Source organism: Rahnella sp. 1L-D-7-B-C2 (assembly GCF_057290995.1).
Window position 1 is genome coordinate 44526 of the sequence record NZ_JBXAVQ010000006.1, and the last position, 21991, is coordinate 66516.

22 protein-coding genes are annotated in these 21991 nt (G+C 53.3%); 18 read left to right on the forward strand and 4 right to left on the reverse strand.

Annotated elements, in window-relative coordinates:
* Window positions 1-11: 11 nt before the first annotated feature.
* The 12 genes from mutL to AC0Z7K_RS12050 all read left to right on the forward strand — a co-directional run bounded on the left by mutL (window position 12) and on the right by AC0Z7K_RS12050 (window position 14560).
* Complete coding sequence (gene mutL, locus AC0Z7K_RS11995) at window positions 12-1931, forward strand: DNA mismatch repair endonuclease MutL (protein WP_485614599.1); 1920 nt, start codon at window positions 12-14, stop codon at window positions 1929-1931.
* Window positions 1924-2865, forward strand: coding sequence for a tRNA (adenosine(37)-N6)-dimethylallyltransferase MiaA (miaA, locus tag AC0Z7K_RS12000; protein WP_485614600.1), 942 nt, complete (start codon window positions 1924-1926; stop codon window positions 2863-2865). Before mutL ends, miaA begins: the two co-directional genes overlap by 8 nt.
* A gap of 114 nt (window positions 2866-2979) precedes the next feature.
* A complete protein-coding gene (gene hfq, locus AC0Z7K_RS12005; RefSeq protein WP_056782484.1) occupies window positions 2980-3291 on the forward strand; it encodes an RNA chaperone Hfq in 312 nt (103 codons plus the stop codon).
* Window positions 3292-3389: 98 nt separating this feature from the next.
* Window positions 3390-4694 carry a ribosome rescue GTPase HflX gene (hflX, locus tag AC0Z7K_RS12010; RefSeq protein WP_413530248.1) on the forward strand — a complete coding sequence of 435 codons (1305 nt, stop codon included), beginning with the start codon at window positions 3390-3392 and terminating at the stop codon, window positions 4692-4694.
* Between the two features lie 33 nt (window positions 4695-4727).
* Window positions 4728-6020, forward strand: a complete 1293-nt coding sequence (gene hflK, locus AC0Z7K_RS12015) for an FtsH protease activity modulator HflK (RefSeq protein WP_485614602.1) — start codon at window positions 4728-4730, stop codon at window positions 6018-6020.
* Window positions 6021-6022: 2 nt separating this feature from the next.
* Window positions 6023-7021 carry a protease modulator HflC gene (gene hflC, locus AC0Z7K_RS12020; protein WP_056782481.1) on the forward strand — a complete coding sequence of 333 codons (999 nt, stop codon included), beginning with the start codon at window positions 6023-6025 and terminating at the stop codon, window positions 7019-7021.
* A gap of 95 nt (window positions 7022-7116) precedes the next feature.
* Entirely contained in the window at window positions 7117-7317 is a 201-nt protein-coding gene (locus tag AC0Z7K_RS12025) for a DUF2065 domain-containing protein (protein WP_413530249.1), read from the forward strand.
* A gap of 144 nt (window positions 7318-7461) precedes the next feature.
* Window positions 7462-8760, forward strand: coding sequence for an adenylosuccinate synthase (locus tag AC0Z7K_RS12030; RefSeq protein ID WP_056782479.1), 1299 nt, complete (start codon window positions 7462-7464; stop codon window positions 8758-8760).
* A gap of 227 nt (window positions 8761-8987) precedes the next feature.
* Entirely contained in the window at window positions 8988-9413 is a 426-nt protein-coding gene (nsrR, locus tag AC0Z7K_RS12035) for a nitric oxide-sensing transcriptional repressor NsrR (protein ID WP_112168329.1), read from the forward strand.
* A 41-nt stretch (window positions 9414-9454) separates the two neighbouring features.
* Complete coding sequence (gene rnr, locus AC0Z7K_RS12040) at window positions 9455-11953, forward strand: ribonuclease R (protein ID WP_485614604.1); 2499 nt, start codon at window positions 9455-9457, stop codon at window positions 11951-11953.
* A gap of 94 nt (window positions 11954-12047) precedes the next feature.
* The gene (gene rlmB, locus AC0Z7K_RS12045) at window positions 12048-12791 is read left to right on the forward strand and encodes a 23S rRNA (guanosine(2251)-2'-O)-methyltransferase RlmB (protein WP_112168327.1); all 744 of its coding nucleotides are present in this window, start codon (window positions 12048-12050) and stop codon (window positions 12789-12791) included.
* 137 nt (window positions 12792-12928) lie between these two features.
* Complete coding sequence (locus AC0Z7K_RS12050; protein WP_413530251.1) at window positions 12929-14560, forward strand: isovaleryl-CoA dehydrogenase; 1632 nt, start codon at window positions 12929-12931, stop codon at window positions 14558-14560.
* 3 nt (window positions 14561-14563) lie between these two features.
* On the opposite strand, the gene bsmA is transcribed toward AC0Z7K_RS12050, so the two are convergent.
* Together bsmA and AC0Z7K_RS12060 are read right to left on the reverse strand one after the other, a co-directional pair.
* Window positions 14564-14875, reverse strand: a complete 312-nt coding sequence (bsmA, locus tag AC0Z7K_RS12055; RefSeq protein ID WP_485614606.1) for a biofilm peroxide resistance protein BsmA — start codon at window positions 14873-14875, stop codon at window positions 14564-14566.
* 95 nt (window positions 14876-14970) lie between these two features.
* On the reverse strand, window positions 14971-16920 hold the full coding sequence (locus AC0Z7K_RS12060) for a methyl-accepting chemotaxis protein (protein ID WP_485614608.1): 1950 nt from the start codon (window positions 16918-16920) through the stop codon (window positions 14971-14973).
* 278 nt (window positions 16921-17198) lie between these two features.
* Between AC0Z7K_RS12060 and yjfP the strand changes: the two genes are divergently transcribed.
* The 5 genes from yjfP to rplI all read left to right on the forward strand — a co-directional run bounded on the left by yjfP (window position 17199) and on the right by rplI (window position 19539).
* A complete protein-coding gene (gene yjfP / locus AC0Z7K_RS12065; RefSeq protein ID WP_485614610.1) occupies window positions 17199-17948 on the forward strand; it encodes an esterase in 750 nt (249 codons plus the stop codon).
* A 151-nt stretch (window positions 17949-18099) separates the two neighbouring features.
* Complete coding sequence (gene rpsF / locus AC0Z7K_RS12070) at window positions 18100-18492, forward strand: 30S ribosomal protein S6 (RefSeq protein ID WP_013573776.1); 393 nt, start codon at window positions 18100-18102, stop codon at window positions 18490-18492.
* Between the two features lie 5 nt (window positions 18493-18497).
* Window positions 18498-18815, forward strand: a complete 318-nt coding sequence (gene priB / locus AC0Z7K_RS12075) for a primosomal replication protein N (protein ID WP_072158217.1) — start codon at window positions 18498-18500, stop codon at window positions 18813-18815.
* A 4-nt stretch (window positions 18816-18819) separates the two neighbouring features.
* Window positions 18820-19047, forward strand: coding sequence for a 30S ribosomal protein S18 (gene rpsR / locus AC0Z7K_RS12080; protein WP_004392491.1), 228 nt, complete (start codon window positions 18820-18822; stop codon window positions 19045-19047).
* A gap of 39 nt (window positions 19048-19086) precedes the next feature.
* Window positions 19087-19539 (forward strand): 50S ribosomal protein L9, encoded by a 453-nt coding sequence (gene rplI / locus AC0Z7K_RS12085; RefSeq protein ID WP_112168323.1) that lies wholly within the window; start codon window positions 19087-19089, stop codon window positions 19537-19539.
* A gap of 100 nt (window positions 19540-19639) precedes the next feature.
* Here the strand turns inward: rplI and AC0Z7K_RS12090 are convergent, their stop codons facing one another.
* On the reverse strand, window positions 19640-20347 hold the full coding sequence (locus AC0Z7K_RS12090; protein WP_413530255.1) for an OapA family protein: 708 nt from the start codon (window positions 20345-20347) through the stop codon (window positions 19640-19642).
* 255 nt (window positions 20348-20602) lie between these two features.
* Between AC0Z7K_RS12090 and bamJ the strand changes: the two genes are divergently transcribed.
* Entirely contained in the window at window positions 20603-21223 is a 621-nt protein-coding gene (gene bamJ / locus AC0Z7K_RS12095) for a BamJ family beta-barrel-assembly machinery protein (protein ID WP_112168321.1), read from the forward strand.
* A gap of 74 nt (window positions 21224-21297) precedes the next feature.
* Here bamJ and ytfE read toward each other — a convergent pair whose 3' ends face one another.
* Complete coding sequence (gene ytfE, locus AC0Z7K_RS12100; RefSeq protein WP_485614615.1) at window positions 21298-21963, reverse strand: iron-sulfur cluster repair protein YtfE; 666 nt, start codon at window positions 21961-21963, stop codon at window positions 21298-21300.
* Between the last annotated feature and the right edge of the window lie 28 nt (window positions 21964-21991).

Genomic DNA, 21991 nt, shown 5'->3' on the forward strand with positions numbered 1-21991 from the left:
CAGGAGCCGCTATGCCGATCAAGGTACTGCCCCCGCAACTGGCTAACCAGATTGCCGCGGGTGAAGTTGTCGAAAGGCCGGCTTCCGTGGTGAAAGAGCTGGTAGAAAACAGTCTTGATGCCGGCGCAACCCGGATTGATATTGATATTGATCGCGGGGGCGCCAAGCTTATCCGTATACGTGATAACGGCTGCGGCATAGGTAAAGACGATCTTGCGCTGGCGCTGGCGCGTCACGCCACCAGCAAAATCACCTGTCTGGACGATCTGGAAGCGATTCTGAGCCTCGGATTTCGCGGCGAAGCGCTGGCCAGTATCAGTTCGGTGTCCCGCCTGATGCTGACTTCGCGCACGGCAGATCAAAGCGAAGCCTGGCAGGCCTACGCGGAAGGACGTGATATGGCGGTGACGGTGAAACCGGCCGCGCATCCGCAGGGTTCTACTGTCGAAGTGCTCGATCTGTTTTACAACACGCCAGCACGTCGCAAATTCATGCGTACTGAGAAAACTGAATTTACCCATATTGATGAAGTTGTACGCCGCATTGCGCTGGCGCGTTTCGACGTTTCCGTCAATCTAAGTCACAACGGCAAGCTGATACGCCAGTACCGCGCGGTGAAAGATCCCTCCCAGTCCTCCCGCCGTCTGGCAAGCATTTGCAGCCCGACCTTTGTCGAGCACGCGCTGGAGGTTGAGTGGACGCACGGTGATTTGGGGATCCGCGGCTGGGTCGCCGATCCTGCCGGATCGCGCAGCCTGACAGACATGCAATATTGCTATGTGAATAACCGCATGATGAAAGATCGCCTGATTAATCACGCGATCCGCCAGGCGTATCAGGATCAGCTCAAAGACGATCAGCAACCGGCATACGTGCTGTATCTGGATGTCGATCCGCATCAGGTGGATGTCAACGTACACCCGGCGAAACACGAAGTGCGGTTTCATCAGTCGCGGCTGGTACACGATTTTATCTATCAGGCCGTGATGTCGGTGTTGCAGCAGGCGGGAAATCCGGTTCTGGCAGAACCGCAGGCGGAAGAAGATACGCCGCGATGGCAACCGGAAAATCGTCCGGCAGCGGGCGGCAATCATTTTTCGCAACCGGCAGAAAAATCAGCGCATTCTCAGCGTGATAAACCGGCATCGCGTGAAAATGTATTCCCGGCGACGTCACGGGCCAGCCATCCGCGTGAGCCCGCGACGCATAGCAATGAACCCGCTTACAATCGCGCGGAAGGTGATGCTTATCAGCGTTTGTTACAGCCCTCTTCCGAAACATTTTCTCTTCAGGAGCCTGCGCCTGCTGTGGCACAGGCCGCTAAGCCTGTGGCATCCCCGGCCCGTACACTCAATGAACCCGCACTGGAATCGCACAGCCAGAGTTTCGGACGCGTGCTGACGGTGTGCGCCGCTGAATATGCGCTGCTTGAGCGAGGCAAACAGCTGGTGATGCTTTCGCTGCCGGTCGCGGATCGCTGGCTTAAATGGGCGCAGCTGACACCGTTGGAAGAAGGATTGCGTCCACAGCCGTTACTGATCCCGCTGAAGCTGACAGTCAATAAAGGTGAGACGGCAGTGCTGGCGAAAAATCAGCAGTTATTACAGCATTTTGGTTTAGAAATGCTCAGCGAATCACAGCGTGTGACGGTCCGCGCAGTACCTTTACCATTACGCCAACAAAATTTACAAAAGTTGATACCTGACCTGTTAGATTACCTTGCTGTTCAGCAGGAGGTGACTTCTGATGCGGTAGCCATGTGGTTTGCCCGCCACTGTAGCTGCGAGCACGAGGTCTGGACAATTTCCCAGGCTATACAATTACTCACGGATGTTGAGCGTCTATGCCCGCAGTTGGTGAAATCGCCACCGTCCGGACTTCTGCAACCTCTTGATTTACAGCCCGCGCTGGCGGCTTTTAAGCATGACTGATTCTGAAAAACATTCCGCTCCCCCGGCGATCTTTATTATGGGGCCGACCGCATCCGGTAAAACCGCGCTGGCGATGTCGCTGATGAAGCATCTTCCCGTTGAACTGATCAGTGTGGACTCCGCACTCATCTACCGCGGGATGGATATCGGCACTGCCAAGCCCACGGCGCAGGAGCTGGCGGAAGCCCCGCATCGTCTGATTGATATCCTTGACCCAACTCAGGCCTACTCGGCGGCCGATTTTAGGGCCGACGCCTTGCGCGAAATGGCAGAAATAACCTCACGCAATAAGATCCCGTTATTGGTGGGTGGGACTATGCTTTATTTCAAGGCGTTGCTGGAAGGATTGTCGCCTTTGCCTCAGGCCGATGCCAAAGTACGTGAGCGCATTGAAAAACAGGCGGCAGAGCAGGGATGGAACGCGTTACACGATCAATTACGTGAGATTGATCCGGTCGCCGCTATGCGAATTCATCCGAATGATCCGCAGAGACTGTCCAGAGCACTGGAAGTTTTTTATATTTCAGGTAAAACTTTAACGGATCTGACAAAAGTTGCGGGTGAAACGCTGCCTTATCGCGTCCATCAATTCGCGATTGCCCCAATCCGCCGTGAAGTCATACATCAGCGGATTGAGGAACGTTTTAGTCAGATGTTGTCCAATGGTTTTGAAGACGAAGTCAGAACGCTGTTAGCCCGGGGCGATTTGCATACGGATTTGCCTTCCATTCGCTGTGTCGGCTACCGCCAGATGTGGTCATATTTATCTGGTGAATTCGATTACGATGAAATGGTTTATCGTGGTGTTTGCGCGACACGACAGCTGGCCAAACGCCAGATGACCTGGTTACGAGGTTGGGAGGAGGTTGAATGGCTGGATTCAGAAAAGCCGGACGACGCCTTAAGCCGTGTAATTCAGGTTGTTAGTGCATAGGTTGGGTGATTGTGTACAATTGATGAGTACTCAACGCGCGAATTTTTTATGTGATTTATTTTCGAGCCGATAGGCTCAAAGTGACAAACAACAAACTAATAAGGAAAAGATAGAATGGCTAAGGGGCAATCTTTGCAAGATCCGTTCCTGAACGCATTGCGTCGCGAACGTGTTCCGGTTTCTATTTACTTGGTGAATGGTATTAAGCTGCAAGGCCAAATTGAGTCTTTTGACCAGTTTGTCATTCTGTTAAAAAATACGGTTAGCCAGATGGTGTATAAACACGCTATCTCCACCGTAGTGCCGTCCCGCCCGGTATCTCATCATAGCAATAATCCAGGTACGGGCAGCACCAACAACTATCATCAAGGCAGTACTCCGTCTGCGCAGCAACAGCCGCAGCAGGAAAACGATGACGCTGAATAAAGCGCAACGTTGGTCAACCACGAAGGGGTTCATAAGTATTTCCACTCTGCTTATGCACCCCCGGCTGTCGAATTTTATCCAGATGAGAGGTCGCAAGCTTGTTTGACCGTTATGAAGGCGGCGAACAGGCCGTTCTGGTTCATATTTATTTCTCAAGAGACAAAGACACGGAAGACCTGAGCGAATTTGAATCGCTGGTTTCTTCTGCAGGTGTAGAGGCGCTGCAAGTCGTCACCGGGAGCCGTAAGGCACCGCACCCTAAATACTTTGTCGGCGAAGGGAAAGCCCAGGAAATTGCAGACGCAGTCAAAGCAACGGGCGCTTCTGTCATCCTATTTGATCACTCGCTTTCTCCTGCCCAGGAACGAAACCTGGAAGCATTATGCGAATGTCGCGTTGTCGATCGCACCGGATTAATACTAGATATCTTTGCCCAGCGGGCACGAACACACGAAGGTAAGCTACAAGTAGAATTGGCGCAATTACGCCACATCGCTACCCGACTGGTTCGCGGCTGGACACACCTTGAACGTCAGGGGGGCGGTATCGGTGCACGTGGGCCGGGTGAAACCCAGCTCGAAACTGACCGTCGTTTACTGCGCGATAGAATTACCCTGATCCTCAGCCGTCTTGAAAAAGTGGCTAAGCAGCGTGAAACAGGTCGTCGTTCGCGCGTCCGTGCGGATATTCCAACGGTGTCTTTGGTCGGTTATACCAATGCCGGGAAATCCACACTTTTTAACCGTATCACTCAGGCCGATGTTTACGTGGCCAATCAGTTGTTTGCTACGCTGGATCCTACGCTGCGACGCATTATGGTTGCGGATGTCGGGGAGACGGTTTTGGCGGACACCGTAGGGTTTATTCGTCACCTGCCCCATGATTTAGTTGCCGCTTTTAAAGCAACATTGCAGGAAACCCAACAGGCATCTCTGTTATTACATGTTATTGATGCAGCGGATATCCGGGTTGAAGAAAATATCGACGCGGTAAATACGGTGCTGGCAGAGATCGAAGCAGATGAAATACCTGCGCTGTTAGTGATGAACAAAATAGATATGCTGGATGATTTTGTTCCGCGTATCGATCGCAACGAGGAGAATTTACCGATCAGGGTCTGGCTTTCAGCCGTGACCGGTGAAGGTATTCCGTTGCTCTTTCAGGCATTAACGGAGCGACTCTCTGGCGAAATCGCGCAGCATGAATTGTGTTTGCCGCCGGAAGCAGGCCGCCTTCGTAGCCGTTTTTACCAGCTTCAGGCGATAGAAAAAGAATGGATTGAAGAGGATGGTAGTATTGGTCTGATGGTGCGAATGCCCATTATTGACTGGCACCGCCTCTGCAAACAAGAGCAGGAACTGGCCAGCTATGTCCGCAACCAGAGTCTGTCTCATTTGTCCTGAAGAACACCAATCATAGAATAATGGAGCTATAACATGGCGTGGAATCAGCCCGGTAATAACGGACAGGACCGCGACCCCTGGGGCAGCAGCAATAATAATAGCGGCAACTCTGGTGGAAATTCTGGTGGAAATAATGACAACAAAGGCGGCCGCAATCAGGGGCCACCTGACCTGGATGATATCTTCCGTAAACTCAGCAAAAAGCTGGGCGGTTTCGGTGGAAAAGGTTCAGGCAACAACAATAACAACAACGGTACGCCATCAGGTTCCGGTCACGGAATGAGTGGCAGCCGGATGGCTGGCATCGCGGTTGCCGCGGTGGTCGTTATCTGGGCTGCGACGGGCTTCTATACCATTAAAGAAGCCGAGCGTGGCGTGGTCACCCGTTTTGGTAAGTTCAGCCATCTGGTTGAGCCGGGCCTGAACTGGAAACCGACCTTCATCGATCAGGTACGCGCAGTGAACGTAGAATCGGTACGTGAACTGGCCGCATCGGGTGTGATGTTGACCTCTGATGAGAACGTGGTGCGTGTTGAGATGAACGTACAGTACCGCGTGACCGATCCTGAGGCCTATTTGTTCAGCGTCGCCAACCCTGACGACAGTCTGAGCCAGGCGACTGACAGCGCATTACGTGGCGTTATCGGCAAATACACGATGGATAAAATCCTGACTGAAGGCCGTACCACTGTGCGTAGCGATACCCAACGTGTACTGGAAGAAACGATTCGTCCATACAAAATGGGTATCACCATTCAGGACGTCAACTTCCAGACGGCACGTCCGCCTGAAGAAGTAAAAGCTTCCTTCGATAACGCGATCGCTGCCCGTGAACGGGAACAACAGTCGATTCGTGAAGCAGAAGCTTACGCTAACCAAATCCAGCCTCTGGCCAATGGTGAAGCGCAGCGCCTGCTTGAAGATGCTAAAGCTTACAAAGATCGTACCGTACTGGAAGCGCAGGGTGAAGTCGCCCGCTTCTCCAAACTGTTGCCTGAATATAAAGCCGCGCCGGAAATTACCCGCGAGCGTCTGTATATCGAGACAATGGAAAAAGTCCTCAGTCACACCCGTAAAGTTCTGGTGAGTGACAAAGGGAACAACCTAATGGTGTTACCTCTGGATCAAATGCTGCGTGGCAATAACGCTGCGGCCAGCGATACCAAATGTGATGAAACAGGTTTGTTGCCTTCCGTTCCGGGTTTAACTGGCAATAATGGCAAAAGCAGTGCCGATAGCAGCAGTTCCCGTTCGTCTGGCAGTGTCATGGATCAGCGTCGTGTGAATGCACAACGTGACGATACACTTCGCGTAGGGAGAGAATAACAATGCGTAAGTCGATTTTACTTATCGTCGTTGTGGTGCTGGTGGCGCTTTATGCCTCACTGTTTGTCGTTCAGGAAGGTCAGCGCGGTATCGTGCTACGTTTCGGCAAAGTTCTGCGCGATAACGATAACAAACCTCTGGTGTACGCGCCGGGTCTGCATTTTAAAGTTCCTTTCGTGGAATCCATTAAAATGCTCGACGCACGTATTCAGACCATGGACAACCAGGCCGATCGTTTCGTGACCAGCGAGAAGAAAGACTTAATCGTCGATTCTTACCTGAAATGGCGTATCAGTGATTTTAGCCGTTACTATCTGGCAACGGGCGGCGGTGACGTCTCTCAGGCAGAGATTCTGCTCAAACGTAAATTCAGTGACCGTCTGCGTTCTGAAATTGGTCGTCTGGATGTGAAAGACATCGTAACCGATTCCCGTGGTCGTCTGACGATGGATGTGCGTGATGCGCTTAATACCGGTAGCGTAGGTGATGAGCCAGAAGCCACTACTGAAGCGGATGATGCGATTGCCTCTGCAGCCAAACGTGTTGAGCAGGAAACCAAAGGCAAACAGCCTGCGGTGAACCCGAACAGCATGGCAGCGCTGGGTATCGAAGTCGTCGATGTGCGTCTGAAACAAATCAACTTGCCGGAAGAAGTGTCCAGCGCCATTTACGATCGTATGCGCGCTGAGCGTAATGCGGTGGCATTGCGTCACATTTCTCAAGGTAAAGAAGAGGCGACCAAGATTCAGGCTGCAGCCGATTACGAAAGAACCCGTACCGTAGCTGAAGCAGAACGTACTGCACGTATCACCCGTGGTGAAGGCGATGCTGAAGCGGCGAAACTGTTTGCTGATGCATTCAGCCAGGATCCTGACTTTTACGCATTCATACGTAGCCTGCGTGCTTACGAGGCGAGCTTCAAGAGCGGTAACGACGTCATGGTGTTAAGCCCTGACAGCGATTTCTTCCGCTTCATGAAGTCACCTGAAAAAAATAAATAATTGCTTCTGCAATTTCCAAAAGGCCCTGAGGGGCCTTTTGTCTTTTCTAAAACCCTTCTGTTTTTTCTCAAGGGAAGCACAGAGAAACACTGACCATGAATTCGACAATTTTGCTGGCCTTGGCATTAGTTTTGGTTCTTGAGGGCCTGGGGCCGATGCTTTATCCAAAATCATGGAGAAAAATGATCATGGCTTTAGCAAATCTTCCGGACGCCGTTTTACGCCGTTTTGGCGGGGCACTTGTGGTTGCAGGCTTCGTAATTTACTACATGTTGCGTACGCGTCTCGGTGGTTGAGGTTTTGTTACATGCCAGGTGTCACGTCCGCCCGAGACCGGTAGCACGCAATTGAAATTTTTCCCGCAAACGTGTGCTAAAAGTACTGGAAAGCACAGAATGAGATGTTAGAATCCTTTTTTAAGCAACCTGGTGATTCTTGAGATGGGTAAGAACGTCGTCGTACTCGGCACTCAATGGGGTGATGAAGGGAAAGGCAAGGTCGTAGACCTGCTTACTGAACGGGCTAAATATGTTGTGCGCTATCAGGGCGGTCACAACGCCGGTCACACTCTGGTTATCAACGGTGAAAAAACCGTTCTTCATTTAATTCCTTCTGGCATTCTGCGTGAAAATGTCACCAGCATCATCGGTAACGGTGTTGTTCTGGCGCCTGACGCCTTAATGAAAGAAATGGGCGAACTTGAAGCTCGTGGCATCCCTGTACGCGAACGTCTGTTACTCTCTGAAGCCTGCCCGTTGATCCTGCCTTACCATGTCGCCTTAGACATGGCGCGTGAAAAAGCGCGTGGCGATAAAGCTATCGGCACCACCGGTCGTGGCATCGGCCCGGCTTATGAAGATAAAGTTGCCCGTCGCGGTCTGCGCGTTGGCGATCTCTTCAACAAAGAAACTTTCGCTATCAAGCTGAAAGAAATCATCGATTATCATAACTTCCAGTTGGTCAACTACTACAAAGTAGAAGCCGTTGATTTCCAGAAAACGTTGGATGATGTCATGGCTATCGCCGACATTCTGACTGCCATGGTTGTTGATGTGTCTGAGCTGCTGGATGGCGCGCGTAAGCGTGGCGATCTGATCATGTTCGAAGGCGCGCAAGGCACGCTTCTGGACATCGACCACGGTACTTATCCGTATGTGACCTCTTCCAACACCACCGCAGGTGGCGTCGCTACCGGTTCTGGTATTGGTCCACGTTACGTCGATTATGTACTGGGCATCGTAAAAGCCTATTCCACCCGTGTGGGTGCAGGTCCTTTCCCAACAGAACTGTTCGACGAAACTGGCGAGTTCCTGCGTAAGCAAGGTAACGAGTTCGGCGCGACTACCGGTCGTAGCCGTCGTTGCGGCTGGCTGGACATCGTAGCTGTGCGTCGTTCTGTGCAGATCAACTCCCTGTCTGGTTTCTGTCTGACCAAACTGGACGTGCTGGACGGTCTGAAAGAAGTGAAGCTGTGTATTGGTTATCGCATGCCTGATGGCCGCGAAATGACCACGACACCGCTGGCTGCAGAAGGCTGGGAAGGTATCGAGCCAATCTACGAAATCATGCCAGGCTGGACCGAAACCACCTTTGGTGTGAAACAGGTCGATAAACTGCCACAGGCAGCACTGAACTACATCAAGCGCATCGAAGAGTTGACCGAAGTACCGGTGGATATCATCTCAACGGGCCCTGACCGTAGCGAAACCATGATTCTGCGTGACCCGTTTGACGCATAACAGTCTGAGCTGATTGCGTAAAAACGTCATAACCGGGCAAATATGCCCGGTTTATTTTTTTCTGCCTGTCTGCGCTTGTTTACTTCCCATAAAGCATCCACTATTTAAATGATTAGCCGCAAACTTGCCGGCTGGTTTATCATCATTGTGTTTTCTTAAAAAAATCAATTTTTCCCTTTGTCTTCATTGATGTGGAAAGAACGGGTAAAAACTACCCAGAGGTCTGTGTGCAGTTAACGAGTTTCACTGATTATGGTTTGAGAGCGTTGATTTATATGGCGTCGTTGCCTGACGATCAGATGACCAACATTTCGCAGGTCACCGAGGTTTACGGTGTGTCGCGTAACCACATGGTGAAAATCATAAATCAGTTAAGTCGTGCAGGTCTGGTGACCGCCGTTCGCGGAAAAAATGGTGGCATAAAGCTGGGTAAACCGGCACAGACAATCCGCATTGGCGACGTGGTTCGCGAACTCGAGCCGCTTTCACTGGTCAACTGTGACAGTGACTTTTGTCATATCACGCCCGCATGCCGGCTAAAACACGTCCTGCACACTGCTGTAGAACATTTTCTTGATGAGCTGAATCAGTACACTCTGGCCGATATGGTCAAAGATAACTCGCCGCTCTACAAATTATTGCTTGTTGAATGAAAGACTTTCAACAAACTGCTGATGGCAACGGAGGAACCGCTATGTCAAAAGATCCATTCCTGGAACGAGAAGCAGAAAAATACGAATCACCTATTCCCAGTCGTGAATTTATTCTCGAACACCTCGCGAAACGTGAAACACCTGCCAGCCGTGAAGAAATCGGTAACGAACTGAACCTGTCCGGCGAAGAAGCGCTGGAAGCCCTGCGCCGTCGTCTGCGTGCGATGGAACGTGATGGTCAGCTGGTTTTCACCCGCCGTCAGTGCTACGCGCTGCCGGAACGCCTGGATTTACTCAAAGGGACGGTGATTGGTCATCGCGACGGTTACGGCTTCCTGCGCCTTGAAGGCGTGAAGAAAGACGACGTTTATCTCTCTGCTGAACAAATGAAAATGTGCATCCACGGCGACGTGGTATTAGCACAGCCGGTCGGCACCGACCGTAAAGGCCGCCGTGAAGCGCGCATCGTGCGTGTTCTGGTGCCGAAGATGAGCCAGATCGTAGGCCGTTACTTTACTGACGCCGGCGCCGGTTTTGTGGTACCCGATGACAGTCGCCTGAGCTTCGACATCCTGATCCCGGCCGATGCCATTAACGGCGCACGCATGGGTTATATGGTCGTGGTTGAGCTGACTCAGCGTCCGACCCGCCGTACCAAAGCGGTCGGTAAAATCGTCGAAGTGCTGGGCGATAAAATGGGTACCAGCATGGCGGTTGATATCGCACTGCGCACTCATGAAATTCCGCACGTCTGGCCACCGCAGGTGCTCAAGCAGGTCGAAGACTTGAGCGAACAGGTGCCGGAAGAAGCCAAAAAAGGCCGCGTGGATTTACGCAGTCTCCCGCTGGTCACCATTGATGGTGAAGACGCGCGTGACTTCGATGACGCCGTATACTGCGAGAAAAAACGCGGTGGCGGATGGCGCCTGTGGGTGGCTATCGCCGACGTCAGCTATTACGTGCGTCATGGCACCGCGCTGGATGACGAAGCACGCAGTCGCGCCACGTCAGTGTACTTCCCGTCGCAGGTTGTTCCGATGCTGCCTGAAGTGCTGTCCAACGGCCTGTGCTCCCTGAATCCGCAAGTAGACCGCCTGTGTATGGTCTGCGAGATGACTATTTCAGCGCAGGGCAAGCTGACCAGTTCCAAATTCTACGAAGCGGTGATGAGTTCCCACGCCCGTCTGACCTACAACAAAGTCTGGCGCATCATTGATGGCGACGAAGAGTTGCGTGAGCAATATTCGCCATTGGTTAAGCATCTGCAAGAATTGCACACCATGTACAAAATGCTCGATCACGCACGTGCAGAGCGTGGCGGTATCGCCTTTGAAACGGAAGAAGCGAAGTTCATCTTCAACGCTGAACGCCGTATCGAACGTGTCGAACCAACCGTTCGTAACGACGCACACAAACTGATTGAAGAGTGCATGATCCTCGCGAACATTGCAGCGGCCCGTTTTGTTGAAAAACATAACGAACCTGCGCTGTTCCGCGTGCATGACCGTCCAAGCGATGACCATATCTCCGCGCTGCGAAGCGTACTGGGCGAGTTAGGTCTGGTGATGGGCGGTGGCCTGAAACCTGAGCCGAAAGATTACGCTCAGATTATGGATGAACTGGCGGGGCGTCCTGACCGCGAAATGCTGCAAACCATGTTGTTGCGTTCGATGAAACAGGCGATTTATGACCCGGAAAATCGCGGTCACTTCGGTCTGGCGCTGCCGTCCTACGGGCACTTTACGTCACCGATTCGTCGTTACCCGGATCTGGCACTGCACCGCGCGATCAAGTATCTGCTGGCGAAAGAGCACGGTACGCTGAAAGATCGCTGGACGCCGACCGGCGGCTGGCACAGTGATTATGAAGACATGTTGCAACTGGGCGAGCATTGTTCGATGGCAGAACGCCGTGCGGATGAAGCTACCCGTAACGTGGCTGACTGGCTGAAATGCGACTTTATGCAGGATCACGTCGGTGAAGTCTTTACCGGTACTATCGCCAGCGTAACCGGATTCGGTTTCTTTGTGCGCCTGAACGATCTGTTCATCGACGGTCTGGTCCACGTTTCCTCGCTGGACAACGATTACTACCGTTATGACAACATCGGACAACGTCTGGTGGGTGAATCATCCGGTGCGGTTTACCGCCTGGGTGACACGGTGGAAATCCGCGTTGAAGCCGTTCACATGGACGAGCGTAAAATCGACTTCGCTCTGGTTTCCAGCACCCGTAAAGCACGCGGTGAAGGCAAAACAGCGCGCGATCGCGAGAAGAAAGGCGGTGAGCGCACTATGCGTTCCACCGCGCCTGCGAATGCAGGACGTCGCCGTACAGGCAAAAAAGGCGCTAACTTCGAACCGGACAGCGCATTCCGCAAAGACGACGCGAAGCCTGCCAGGCCGAAGAAAGAAAAAGCGGTGAGCGCAGTGGGTAAAGACGGTAAGCCGAAGAAAGCCAAAAAGCCTTCCGATAAAACGGCGAAAATTGCTGCGGCGACCCGATCCAAACGCGCTAAGAAAAAGTCAGTAGAAAGCTAAGCCTGACGGGCGATTCTTCTATGATAGAATCGCCCGCAATCCTTCGTTAAATTGCGGACAGCATGCTGTCCGCAAGTCTATTTTAAAGAGCATCATGAGCGAAATTATCTACGGTATTCATTCCGTTAAAGCCTTACTCGACAACGATCCGCAGCGCTTTCTGGAAGTCTTTATTCTGAAAGGCCGTGACGACAAACGTCTGAAGCCGTTGATCGACGAGCTGGAAGCCAGCGGCATTGTGATCCAGGTGGCCAACCGCCAGTGGCTGGATGAGAAATCCGAAGGTGCCGTGCATCAGGGCATCATTGCCCGTGTGCGCGAAGGCCGTCAGTATCAGGAGAACGATTTGCCTGCGCTGCTGGAAAGCCTCGAGTCCCCGTTCCTGCTGGTGCTTGACGGCGTGACTGACCCGCATAACCTGGGTGCCTGCCTGCGTACTGCCGATGCGGCCGGTGTGCATGCGGTGATTGTTCCGCGTGACCGCTCTGCCAAACTGAACGCGACCGCCAAAAAAGTCGCCAGCGGCGCAGCGGAAAACGTGCCGTTGATCAACGTCACCAATCTGGCGCGCACGTTACGTGTGTTGCAGGAGCACAATGTCTGGATCGTCGGGACGGCGGGCGAAGCCGATCACAATCTTTATCAGAGCAAAATGACCGGCCCGATGGCGTTGGTGATGGGCGCGGAAGGCGAAGGTATGCGCCGTCTGACCCGTGAGCATTGCGACGAACTGATCAGCATTCCGATGGCCGGCAGCGTGTCTTCACTGAACGTCTCCGTCGCGACCGGCGTTTGCCTGTTCGAAGCCGTACGCCAGCGCGGTCTGAAGAAGAGCTGATTTCAGTTTGCTTCACCATTGTCTAAAACGGGAGCCTCAGGGCTCCCGTTTGCATTCCTGTCTTTGTGATCTGTCCGCCTGTTAATTCCCCCATTTTTACCATACTGATGCCATGTCCTTTTCTAAGGGAGCTGGCGATGAACTGGGAAACACATCGGGTTTTCAATCAACCCAAACCGCTGAGTAACAGCAATTTATTCCTCTCTGATACCCCGCTGCGCGAGGCATTGTCGCGGCACCAGGCCGGATGGGACGCCGACGTGCTGGCCTCGCTGGGGCAGCAGTTAGGTTCCGCCGAGTCTCTTGAGCTTGGCCGACTGGCCAACGCGAATCCTCCAGACCTTCTGCGTTATGACAGTACGGGAGAGCGCCTCGACGACGTGCGTTTTCATCCTGCGTGGCATCTGCTGATGCAGGGACTGATCGCCAACCGTGTACATAATCTGCCGTGGCAGGAAGATGCCCGTATCGGATCGGCAGTCGCGCGCGCCGTGCGGTTTATTCTCCACGCGCAGGTAGAGGCCGGGACGCTATGTCCGGTGACCATGACCTTCGGTGCAATCCCGCTGCTGCAAAAATACCTTCCCGCAGAGTTCAGCGGCTGGCTGAAACCGCTGATGTCCGACCGCTATGACCCTCACCTACAGTCAGGCGATCAGAAAAAAGGCGTGCTGATTGGCATGGGGATGACCGAGAAGCAGGGCGGTTCGGATGTGCTGAGCAACACCACGCGGGCGACCGCGCTGGAAGGGCACGGCAGCGGCAAACCCTATCATCTGGTCGGCCATAAATGGTTTTTCTCGGTGCCACAAAGTGATGCACATCTGGTACTGGCGCAGGCTGAGGGCGGGCTGTCGTGCTTCTTTCTGCCGCGAGTATTGCCAGACGGCGAACGTAATGCCGTCCGCATCGAACGGCTTAAAGACAAGCTGGGAAACCGATCCAACGCCAGCAGCGAAGTGGAATTCCAGAACGCCACCGGGTGGTTGCTGGGTGAAGAGGGCGAGGGCATCCGCCATATCCTGAAGATGGGCGGCCATACGCGTTTTGACTGTGCGCTGGGCAGCCACGCGATGATGCGCCGCGCGCTCTCGGTGGCGTTGTACCACGCGTTTCAGCGTCAGGTATTTGGCAAGCCGTTGATTGAACAACCACTGATGCGTCAGACGCTGAGCCGAATGGCACTGCATCTGGAAGGGCAGACGATGCTGTTGATGCATCTCGCGGCAGCATCGGGTGCGCAGGCTAACCCGACGGAGCAGCTGCTGTGCCGGTTGCTGACGCCTGCTGCCAAGTTTGAAGTGTGCCGTCAGGGTATGCCGTTTGTGGCGGAGGCGATGGAAGTGCTGGGCGGGGTTGGTTATTGCGAAGACAGCGAGCTGCCGCGTTTGTACCGTGAAATGCCCGTCAACAGTATCTGGGAGGGTTCAGGCAATATTATGTGTCTCGATGTGCTGCGAACGCTCAGGAAGCTGCCAGCCAGCGGAGAGCTCTTACAGCAGGCACTGCATCAGGCGCGCGGCCAGAACCGGGTGTTTGATCGCGCCGCCCGTCAGTTTCTGCAACGCCTGCGTACGCCGGAAGAAGCACAGGGGCGCTGGCTGACCGGGCAATTGTTTAATTTGCTGGCGGCGACGCAAATGCTGGAGTTCGCCTCGCCGCCGATGGCGGATGCATGGTGCCGGATGGTGCTCGACCCGCGGGGTGAAACGCAGCTGCCCGAACGGTTGTGTCAGCTGCTGATCAACCGTGCCATCGGCGCAGAGTAATGTTTAGCGGTACAGGGTCGCCTGTGAATACCATCGCCCTGGCACAATGGTTTCGCTGTTAAACATGATTACGTAATACCGTGCACCGGCCACATCGGCTTTGCGCTGGATTTCCGCTTCGACGTCCATCGGGCTGCCAATCACATCCGCAGTGATGCTGCCGATTTTGGTCAGCGTAGAGGTCTGAGCGCGGGTGATTTCCTGCGCTTTGGCCGTCGGCGCGGGCGGCGCAACGGGGGTGGTTTGCATCAGATTACTGCAACCGCTCAGTGCCGCCAGTAGCAGCAGCGCAGCAGGGATTCGGAGGGATTTCATCGTGATATCCGGTAAGAGAGCAATACACAGAGTGTAGCCCTTTCCCCGGCGTGCTGGCGAGTCTGCGCGGCATTTATTGCCGCGCGACTCACGTCTTAACGTTCGGAAATCTTAAACACGCTGACCAGTTGCGAAAGATGGCGCCCCTGTTCGCTCAGCGCGGCTGCCGTTTGCTGTGAGTTTTCCACCAGCGTGGCATTCTCCTGCGTCGCCTTACCGATCTGCATAATGGCGATGTTCACCTGCGAAATACCCGCTGACTGCTCATGCGAGGCGATATCAATATCGCTCATCAGCACTTTCACCTGACGGATCCCCTGGAGAATATTGGTCATGTTCGCCTGTGTTTTGGCGGCGCTTTTATGGCCGTCTTCCACTTTGCTCAGGGAATCTGCCACCAGGTTTTCGATCTCTTTCACGGCATTCGAACTGCGCTGCGCCAGTGCGCGAACTTCAGCGGCGACCACGGCGAAGCCACGGCCATGCTCACCGGCGCGGGCAGCCTCTACGGCAGCGTTGAGCGCCAGGATATTGGTCTGGAAGGCGATGCCCTCGATAACCGTCGTGATGTCCGCAATGCGCGTTGAGGCGTGTTTGATGGCTTCCATGCTTTCAACGGATTGATCGACCGCATCGGAGCCGATCGTTGCCGCCGTGTCCGTCTGCTGCACCAGCTGTGTGGCCTGCGTGGCGTTATCCGCCGTGTTCTGGACCGTGGCAGTGATCTGCTCCATGCTGGCCGACGTTTCTTCCAGACTGCTGGCCTGCGTGCCAATCTGCTGATTGATCCGATCGCTGTCTGAGGAGAGCGCCTGCGTGTTGTGCATGATTTCAGAAGAGACCAGCCGCACTTCGCCGACAATTTTCTCCAGCCCGTGACCGATACCGTCAATGGCGTGCATCAGTGCGCCAATCTCATCAACCCGCTGCGTTTCGGCGCGTGCGCGCAAATCGCCACTGGCATACTTTTGGGCGATATGAACTACGTCGCTGAGCGGGCGGCTGACCAATTTGCGCGTCAACCAGATAAACAGTGCCGCAAAGCACGCCAGCGCCAGCAGGCTTATTATCAGGAACTGATTGCGCGTGCGGGTCACCTGTTCCATCAGGCTGTTTTTGTCCGTGCTACCCACCACCACCCAATGCCAGGCGGGCACATTGGCATACACAATAAATTGCTGATGCTGGCTGGTGGCATCGGTGTATTCACGTTCGCCGCGCGACTGCGACATCACCTGTTCCAGCACGCCTTCCGGCCATGCAGGCGTTTTACCTTCATCAGTGGCGTGAACCAGATATTTCCCCAGATCCTTGCCCGGTGAGCTGTTGAGCACGAAGAAATATCCCTGCTCACCGATGCGCTTCGAGAGGATTTTTGCCCGCATATCGGCGTATTCTGCAGTGATATCGACACCGACAAACAGAATGCCGATCACGCTGCCCTGCGCGTCGCGCACCGGCTGATATTTGGTAATGTATTTTTTGCCAAACAGCGTGGCCAGCCCACTGAACGAGTCACCGGCCATGATTTTGGCATACGCCGGGCTGGTGTTGTCGAGCAACGTGCCGATGGCGCGGGTGCCATCCTGTTTCTTAAGTGAGGTGGTGACGCGGATGAAATCGTCGCCACGGCGGGCGAATACGGTGGAAATCGCGCCGGTCCGTGCCAGAAAATCATCGGGAATTTTGCTGTCAAGATTCAGCGGATTACCACCGGCTTTGATGACCGGCGCAGATTGTTCGCCGACCATGACCGGACTGGCAGTATCGAGCTCAAAATTTTCTGGCAGGAAATGGCTGAACAACCGCGTGTAACTGTCGACTTCGGCATTCAGGCTGGCGTTGTACATTTCAATCATATCGACCACGCCGGTTACCTGTTCGGAAATGGCGTTGACGGCCAGTTCATTCACCTGCTTTCCGGCGGAATGGGTCAGTGACAACGTAAAAATAATAAACAAGGTACCGACCAACAGGGAGGCGATACTGGCGAGTTTTACGCCTATGCTCCATCGGCGAAATGAGCGTTTTGATGCCGTTTTCATGGGTTTTTCCGTTAGCTTCTGATAGCGCACTAACGGCGTAAAACCGGAAAGGATTAATGATCAAATGTAACCATTTATTTCAATAAAAATTGATCTGAATCAATGAAATAATAATGAAACTATGAATTTGAATTAAGGTGGAGATCGTATGACTCAGCTTGTTGGTATAACGGGTTATAAATCATACGAAAAAGGTCTGGTCGCCCGATTTCCTGCCAGTAGAATGACAAACAGACTCAGGTGACTTTCTTTTCCAGCATGCGCAAAAGGGGTATCAGATGGTTGAGATGTACGAAGAAAATATTGAAGGGATCCAGGTCATCCATTCGGTGCCTGCCGGACAATATCAGCAGCAGCTCCCGACGATTTTTTTCTACCACGGCTTTTTATCCTCAAAAGAGATGTACTCCTATTTTGGCTATACGCTGGCGAAGGCCGGTTTTCGTGTGATCCTGCCGGATGCGCTCATGCACGGTGCCCGCGCTGAAAGTGACGAGGCAAAATGTGTCGCGCATTTCTGGGGCATTCTGCAAAACAACGTGGAAGAGCTTGCGGTACTTAAGGACGTGTTTGTCGGGCGCGGTCTGGCGGATCCGGAACGTCTGGGCGTCGGCGGCGTATCGATGGGGGGTATGACAACCATGGCTGCGCTGGTGAAATTCCCGTGGATAAAAGTCGCGGCGAATCTGATGGGCTCGGGGTACTTCTCGCGTTTATCACATCATCTTTTCCCGGCCTTCACCGCCGGTGACAGCGCACAGCGCGAGGTTTTTGAACGTGAATCCGCGCCGTTACTCAGTCTTGATGTCACTGGAAAAACCGCGTTAATCGCCGGCAAGCCGCTGTTTGTCTGGCACGGCGAGCAGGATGACGTGGTGCCGTTTGGCGAAAGCCTGCGGTTGCAACAGGAACTGGCGGGCAGTGGCACGGACAGCCATCTGACCTTTATTTCTGAGTCTGAAGCGAAGCATAAAGTGACGGTGCATGCGCTTACAGAAGCCACTACCTTCTTCGCGCAAAAGCTGTAGAGAAATTAATCTGTCTTTCTCCTTGAGTTTCGTCGGGGCTGTACATATAATTCCCCGTCATTTTTTCGACCGCACACATAACACGTTCCTTGCTTCCATGGGCCGCGGTTGACCCTGACAGGAGGCTGAATAATCCGTAAGGAGCAATTCTATGCGTCATTACGAAATCGTATTTATGGTACACCCTGACCAAAGCGAACAGGTTCCGGGCATGATCGAGCGTTACAGTGCAGTAATCACTAACGCTGCTGGTCAGATTCACCGTCTGGAAGACTGGGGCCGCCGTCAACTGGCTTACCCGATCAACAAACTGCACAAAGCTCACTACGTTCTGCTGAACGTTGAAGCCCCGCAGGAAGCGATCGATGAGCTGGAAACAAACTTCCGCTTCAACGACGCCGTTATCCGTAGCATGGTTATGCGTACTAAACACGCGGTAACTGAAGCATCTCCAATGGTTAAAGCGAAAGACGAACGTCGTGATCGTCGTGAAGATTTCGCCGAAGCTAATGATGATGCTGAAGCTGGGGATTCTGAAGAGTAATTGCCGTGACGGCGAATCGTCTGGTGTTGTCCGGCACAGTGTGCAAGACCCCCATTCGTAAAGTCAGTCCTTCGGGCATTCCTCACTGTCAGTTCGTGCTAGAGCATCGCTCGCAGCAGCAGGAGGCCGGATTTAACCGACAAACATGGTGCAGAATGCCTGTGGTTGTCAGTGGACAAGCGTCACAAGCATTAACTCACAGTATAACGGTCGGCACGCAACTCACTGTTTCTGGTTTCATTAGTTGCCATCAAGGGCGCAATGGACTGAACAAAGTGGTGTTACATGCCGAGCAGATTGAATTGATAGATTCTGGAGACTAGCCTAATGGCACGTTATTTCCGTCGTCGCAAGTTCTGCCGTTTCACCGCGGAAGGCGTTGTAGAGATTGATTACAAAGATATCGCTACGCTGAAAAACTACGTTACCGAAAGCGGTAAAATTGTCCCGAGCCGTATTACCGGTACTCGTGCAAAATACCAGCGTCAGCTCGCTCGTTGTATCAAGCGCGCTCGCTACCTTTCTTTGTTGCCATATACTGATCGTCATCAGTAATAGGCCACTGTCCATAAACGACTTTGAGAGGTTAAGGTAATGCAAGTTATTCTGCTTGATAAAGTAGCAAACCTGGGCAGCCTGGGTGATCAAGTTAACGTTAAAGCGGGCTACGCTCGTAACTTCCTGGTACCACAGGGCAAAGCTGTTCCTGCTACCAAGAAAAACGTTGAGTTCTTCGAAGCACGTCGTGCAGAACTGGAAGCCAAACTGGCTGACGTTCTGAACGCTGCTGAAGCTCGTGCAACTAAAATCAACGAACTGGGTTCAGTCACCATCGCGTCTAAATCAGGCGACGAAGGCAAACTGTTCGGCTCTATCGGTACTCGCGATATTGCTGACGCAGTGACTGCAGCTGGCGTTGAAGTTGCTAAAAGCGAAGTTCGTTTGCCGAATGGCGTTCTGCGTACCACTGGTGAACACGAAGTTGAGTTCCAGGTACACAGCGACGTATTCGCTAAACTGAATGTCGTTGTGGTTCCAGAAGCGTAATAACGCTGAAGGTAACCCTGAAACGCCGGCCTTGTGCCGGCGTTTTGCATTTCTGCGTCAGGTAAAATGTTTTATTGAAGAGTGGGTTTTGTCAGGCGTCTCAGTTTTCGCGCTGGAAGCTACCGTCGGACTGACGGACAAACGTTACGGTAACGTTCTGTTCGGTCGTGACCTGTAACGCTTTCACCACACCTTGCGCATCGCGCTGAATCTTCACTTCCTGTCCGGTTTTCAACGTACTCAGCGGTTTCTCCGCGCCTTCTACCCGCGCCATCGAAAACACATCGTTAACGGCCATGTTGTTATCGCGGAAAAGCTGCGCCAGCGTCTGACCTGACTGCACCTGATAACTGCGCCATGTGGCGCTGTTGTCGTTCGTCTGTGGCTGAACAGGTTCAGGCTGTGCCATCTGTGTGGTACGGCCCTGATCGTTACGCAAATCGGCCTGCATCGGAATACTGGTCGGCTGTTGCGGTTGCGAAGGGGCGTAAGTATTTTCCGGCGTATACGGCCACAGCAGGGCAATAAGGATCACCAGCACGCTGAAGATAATGCCGCGACGATGGGCGTAAGGCAGGGGCGACATCCAGTGGAAGCCGTCGCTCAGGTGCCAGATTTTGCTGAACAGCGTTTTGCTTTTGGAGGCAGCAGAAGGATTTGTCTCGGGTTGCCCGATTGTTTCTTCGCTTTCGCTTTCACTCTGCGCTGTCGTGTCTCGCATTGGCCTTTTCATAATGGCAATCCAGGATCTCAACATGGGTTGATAAATACGGATGGCTTTCCTTCTCCTGGGCGGGATTCTGCCCATGACGACCTCTCTTGTTAACTGTCGCATTTTCGACTGTCTGTTGCTGCCTAGTATAGCCGTTTAACTGCTTGATGCGGAAAGGGACAAAGCATAAATATCATTCAAACGATGGCGTCAATGGCGACAAATGCGAAAAATTTATCGAAAAGTGGAATGAACTGCGTCCGCCGTCATGTTGCCTCAGAGAGGATTTTACCCAAAAGCTCTGCGCTGCTATGCTGCGCGTTCGACATTTTTAAGAGCTAAGGAAAATTCATGACTACCCCTTCATTTGACAGCGTAGAAGCGCAGGCAAGTTACGGTATCGGCCTGCAGGTCGGTCAACAGTTGCAGGAATCAGGTTTGCAGGGCTTAGAGCCTGACGCACTGCTGGCAGGCTTACGTGACGCGCTGGAAGGGAACACGCCAGCCGTTCCTGTAGACGTGGTTCACCGTGCTCTGCGCGAAGTCCACGAACGTGCTGACTCTGTCCGTCGTGAACGTCAGGAAGCACTGGCCGTTCAGGGGCAGGAATTCCTGGCTCAGAACGCACAGCGCGAAGGCGTGAGCAGCACCGAGTCCGGTCTGCAATTCTCTGTGATTACTCAGGGCGAAGGCACCATCCCAGGCCGTCAGGACCGCGTACGCGTTCATTACACCGGTAAACTGATCGACGGTACCGTGTTCGACAGCTCCGTGCAGCGCGGCGAACCGGCTGAATTCCCGGTCAACGGCGTGATCGCAGGCTGGATCGAAGCCCTGACCCTGATGCCGGTCGGTTCCAAGTGGGAGCTGTACATCCCTCATAACCTCGCTTATGGCGAGCGTGGCGCGGGTGCGTCCATTCCTCCTTACAGCGCACTGATCTTCGAAGTTGAGCTGCTGGAGATTCTGTAATTCCCTACGGAACACAGAAATGAAAAGGGCGCTGATGCGCCCTTTTTTACGTCCGGAATTTATGGCAATGCCGGTTATTCGCCGCGCAAAGCTCGCGGGAATAGCAGGTTATTTTCAAGATGGATATGCTCCATCAGGTCGGAGATGAATTCGTTGATCCCGGCATACAACGCACGCCACGTCACACAGGCACCTTCCGGTGGTGTCACGTTATCGGTCAAACGCTTGATCTCTTCGAGGATCTCCCCCGCATCATCGTGCTCACGCTCCATGACAGATATCGGACCGGCCGCCTGACGTCCCATACCCCCACGGATCATCGGGAAGAGGATCTGCTCTTCTTTCATCATATGGCTGGTCAGTTCGTCGAGGATCATTTGCAACTGGAGCGCCAGACCATGCGGACAGGGCGTTTTGTCGCCGTGAACGCGTTCGACTTTTTCTGCCATCAGAACCAGTTCAGGCAGATCCTGACGGTGCCTGTCGTGATAACGCGGGATGATGAAATCGATGATTTGAGCCAGCGGTGCCGCTTTCCAGTCGACTGAGGTATCTGGTTGCTGAGCGATTTCCGCCAGTTGTTGCTCGATAAGATCGATATCCAGATCCTTTTTGGTAACGGCGCGCAGCAAGGTTTGTTTGCCACCGCAGCAGAAATCCAGATCGTATTGACGGAATAAACGGGTGGCGCGGGGAATGGCAACAGCCAGAGCACCAAGGGGTTGGTCGCGATAGTCCATGATGAAGCCTCGTTAAATGAAGAAACCT

What these genes read in the sequence shown, in the direction of transcription:
- AC0Z7K_RS12090 (WP_413530255.1), bottom strand. Translation starts at nt 20,347, where the DNA reads ATGGGCAGAATCCCGCCCAGGAGAAGGAAAGCCATCCGTATTTATCAA.
- hfq (WP_056782484.1), top strand. Translation starts at nt 2,980, where the DNA reads ATGGCTAAGGGGCAATCTTTGCAAGATCCGTTCCTGAACGCATTGCGT.
- rpsF (WP_013573776.1), top strand. Translation starts at nt 18,100, where the DNA reads ATGCGTCATTACGAAATCGTATTTATGGTACACCCTGACCAAAGCGAA.
- AC0Z7K_RS12050 (WP_413530251.1), top strand. Translation starts at nt 12,929, where the DNA reads ATGAACTGGGAAACACATCGGGTTTTCAATCAACCCAAACCGCTGAGT.
- miaA (WP_485614600.1), top strand. Translation starts at nt 1,924, where the DNA reads ATGACTGATTCTGAAAAACATTCCGCTCCCCCGGCGATCTTTATTATG.
- AC0Z7K_RS12030 (WP_056782479.1), top strand. Translation starts at nt 7,462, where the DNA reads ATGGGTAAGAACGTCGTCGTACTCGGCACTCAATGGGGTGATGAAGGG.
- yjfP (WP_485614610.1), top strand. Translation starts at nt 17,199, where the DNA reads ATGGTTGAGATGTACGAAGAAAATATTGAAGGGATCCAGGTCATCCAT.
- AC0Z7K_RS12025 (WP_413530249.1), top strand. Translation starts at nt 7,117, where the DNA reads ATGAATTCGACAATTTTGCTGGCCTTGGCATTAGTTTTGGTTCTTGAG.
- hflK (WP_485614602.1), top strand. Translation starts at nt 4,728, where the DNA reads ATGGCGTGGAATCAGCCCGGTAATAACGGACAGGACCGCGACCCCTGG.
- rplI (WP_112168323.1), top strand. Translation starts at nt 19,087, where the DNA reads ATGCAAGTTATTCTGCTTGATAAAGTAGCAAACCTGGGCAGCCTGGGT.
- bamJ (WP_112168321.1), top strand. Translation starts at nt 20,603, where the DNA reads ATGACTACCCCTTCATTTGACAGCGTAGAAGCGCAGGCAAGTTACGGT.
- rlmB (WP_112168327.1), top strand. Translation starts at nt 12,048, where the DNA reads ATGAGCGAAATTATCTACGGTATTCATTCCGTTAAAGCCTTACTCGAC.
- ytfE (WP_485614615.1), bottom strand. Translation starts at nt 21,963, where the DNA reads ATGGACTATCGCGACCAACCCCTTGGTGCTCTGGCTGTTGCCATTCCC.
- AC0Z7K_RS12060 (WP_485614608.1), bottom strand. Translation starts at nt 16,920, where the DNA reads ATGAAAACGGCATCAAAACGCTCATTTCGCCGATGGAGCATAGGCGTA.
- hflC (WP_056782481.1), top strand. Translation starts at nt 6,023, where the DNA reads ATGCGTAAGTCGATTTTACTTATCGTCGTTGTGGTGCTGGTGGCGCTT.
- mutL (WP_485614599.1), top strand. Translation starts at nt 12, where the DNA reads ATGCCGATCAAGGTACTGCCCCCGCAACTGGCTAACCAGATTGCCGCG.
- bsmA (WP_485614606.1), bottom strand. Translation starts at nt 14,875, where the DNA reads ATGAAATCCCTCCGAATCCCTGCTGCGCTGCTGCTACTGGCGGCACTG.
- rnr (WP_485614604.1), top strand. Translation starts at nt 9,455, where the DNA reads ATGTCAAAAGATCCATTCCTGGAACGAGAAGCAGAAAAATACGAATCA.
- rpsR (WP_004392491.1), top strand. Translation starts at nt 18,820, where the DNA reads ATGGCACGTTATTTCCGTCGTCGCAAGTTCTGCCGTTTCACCGCGGAA.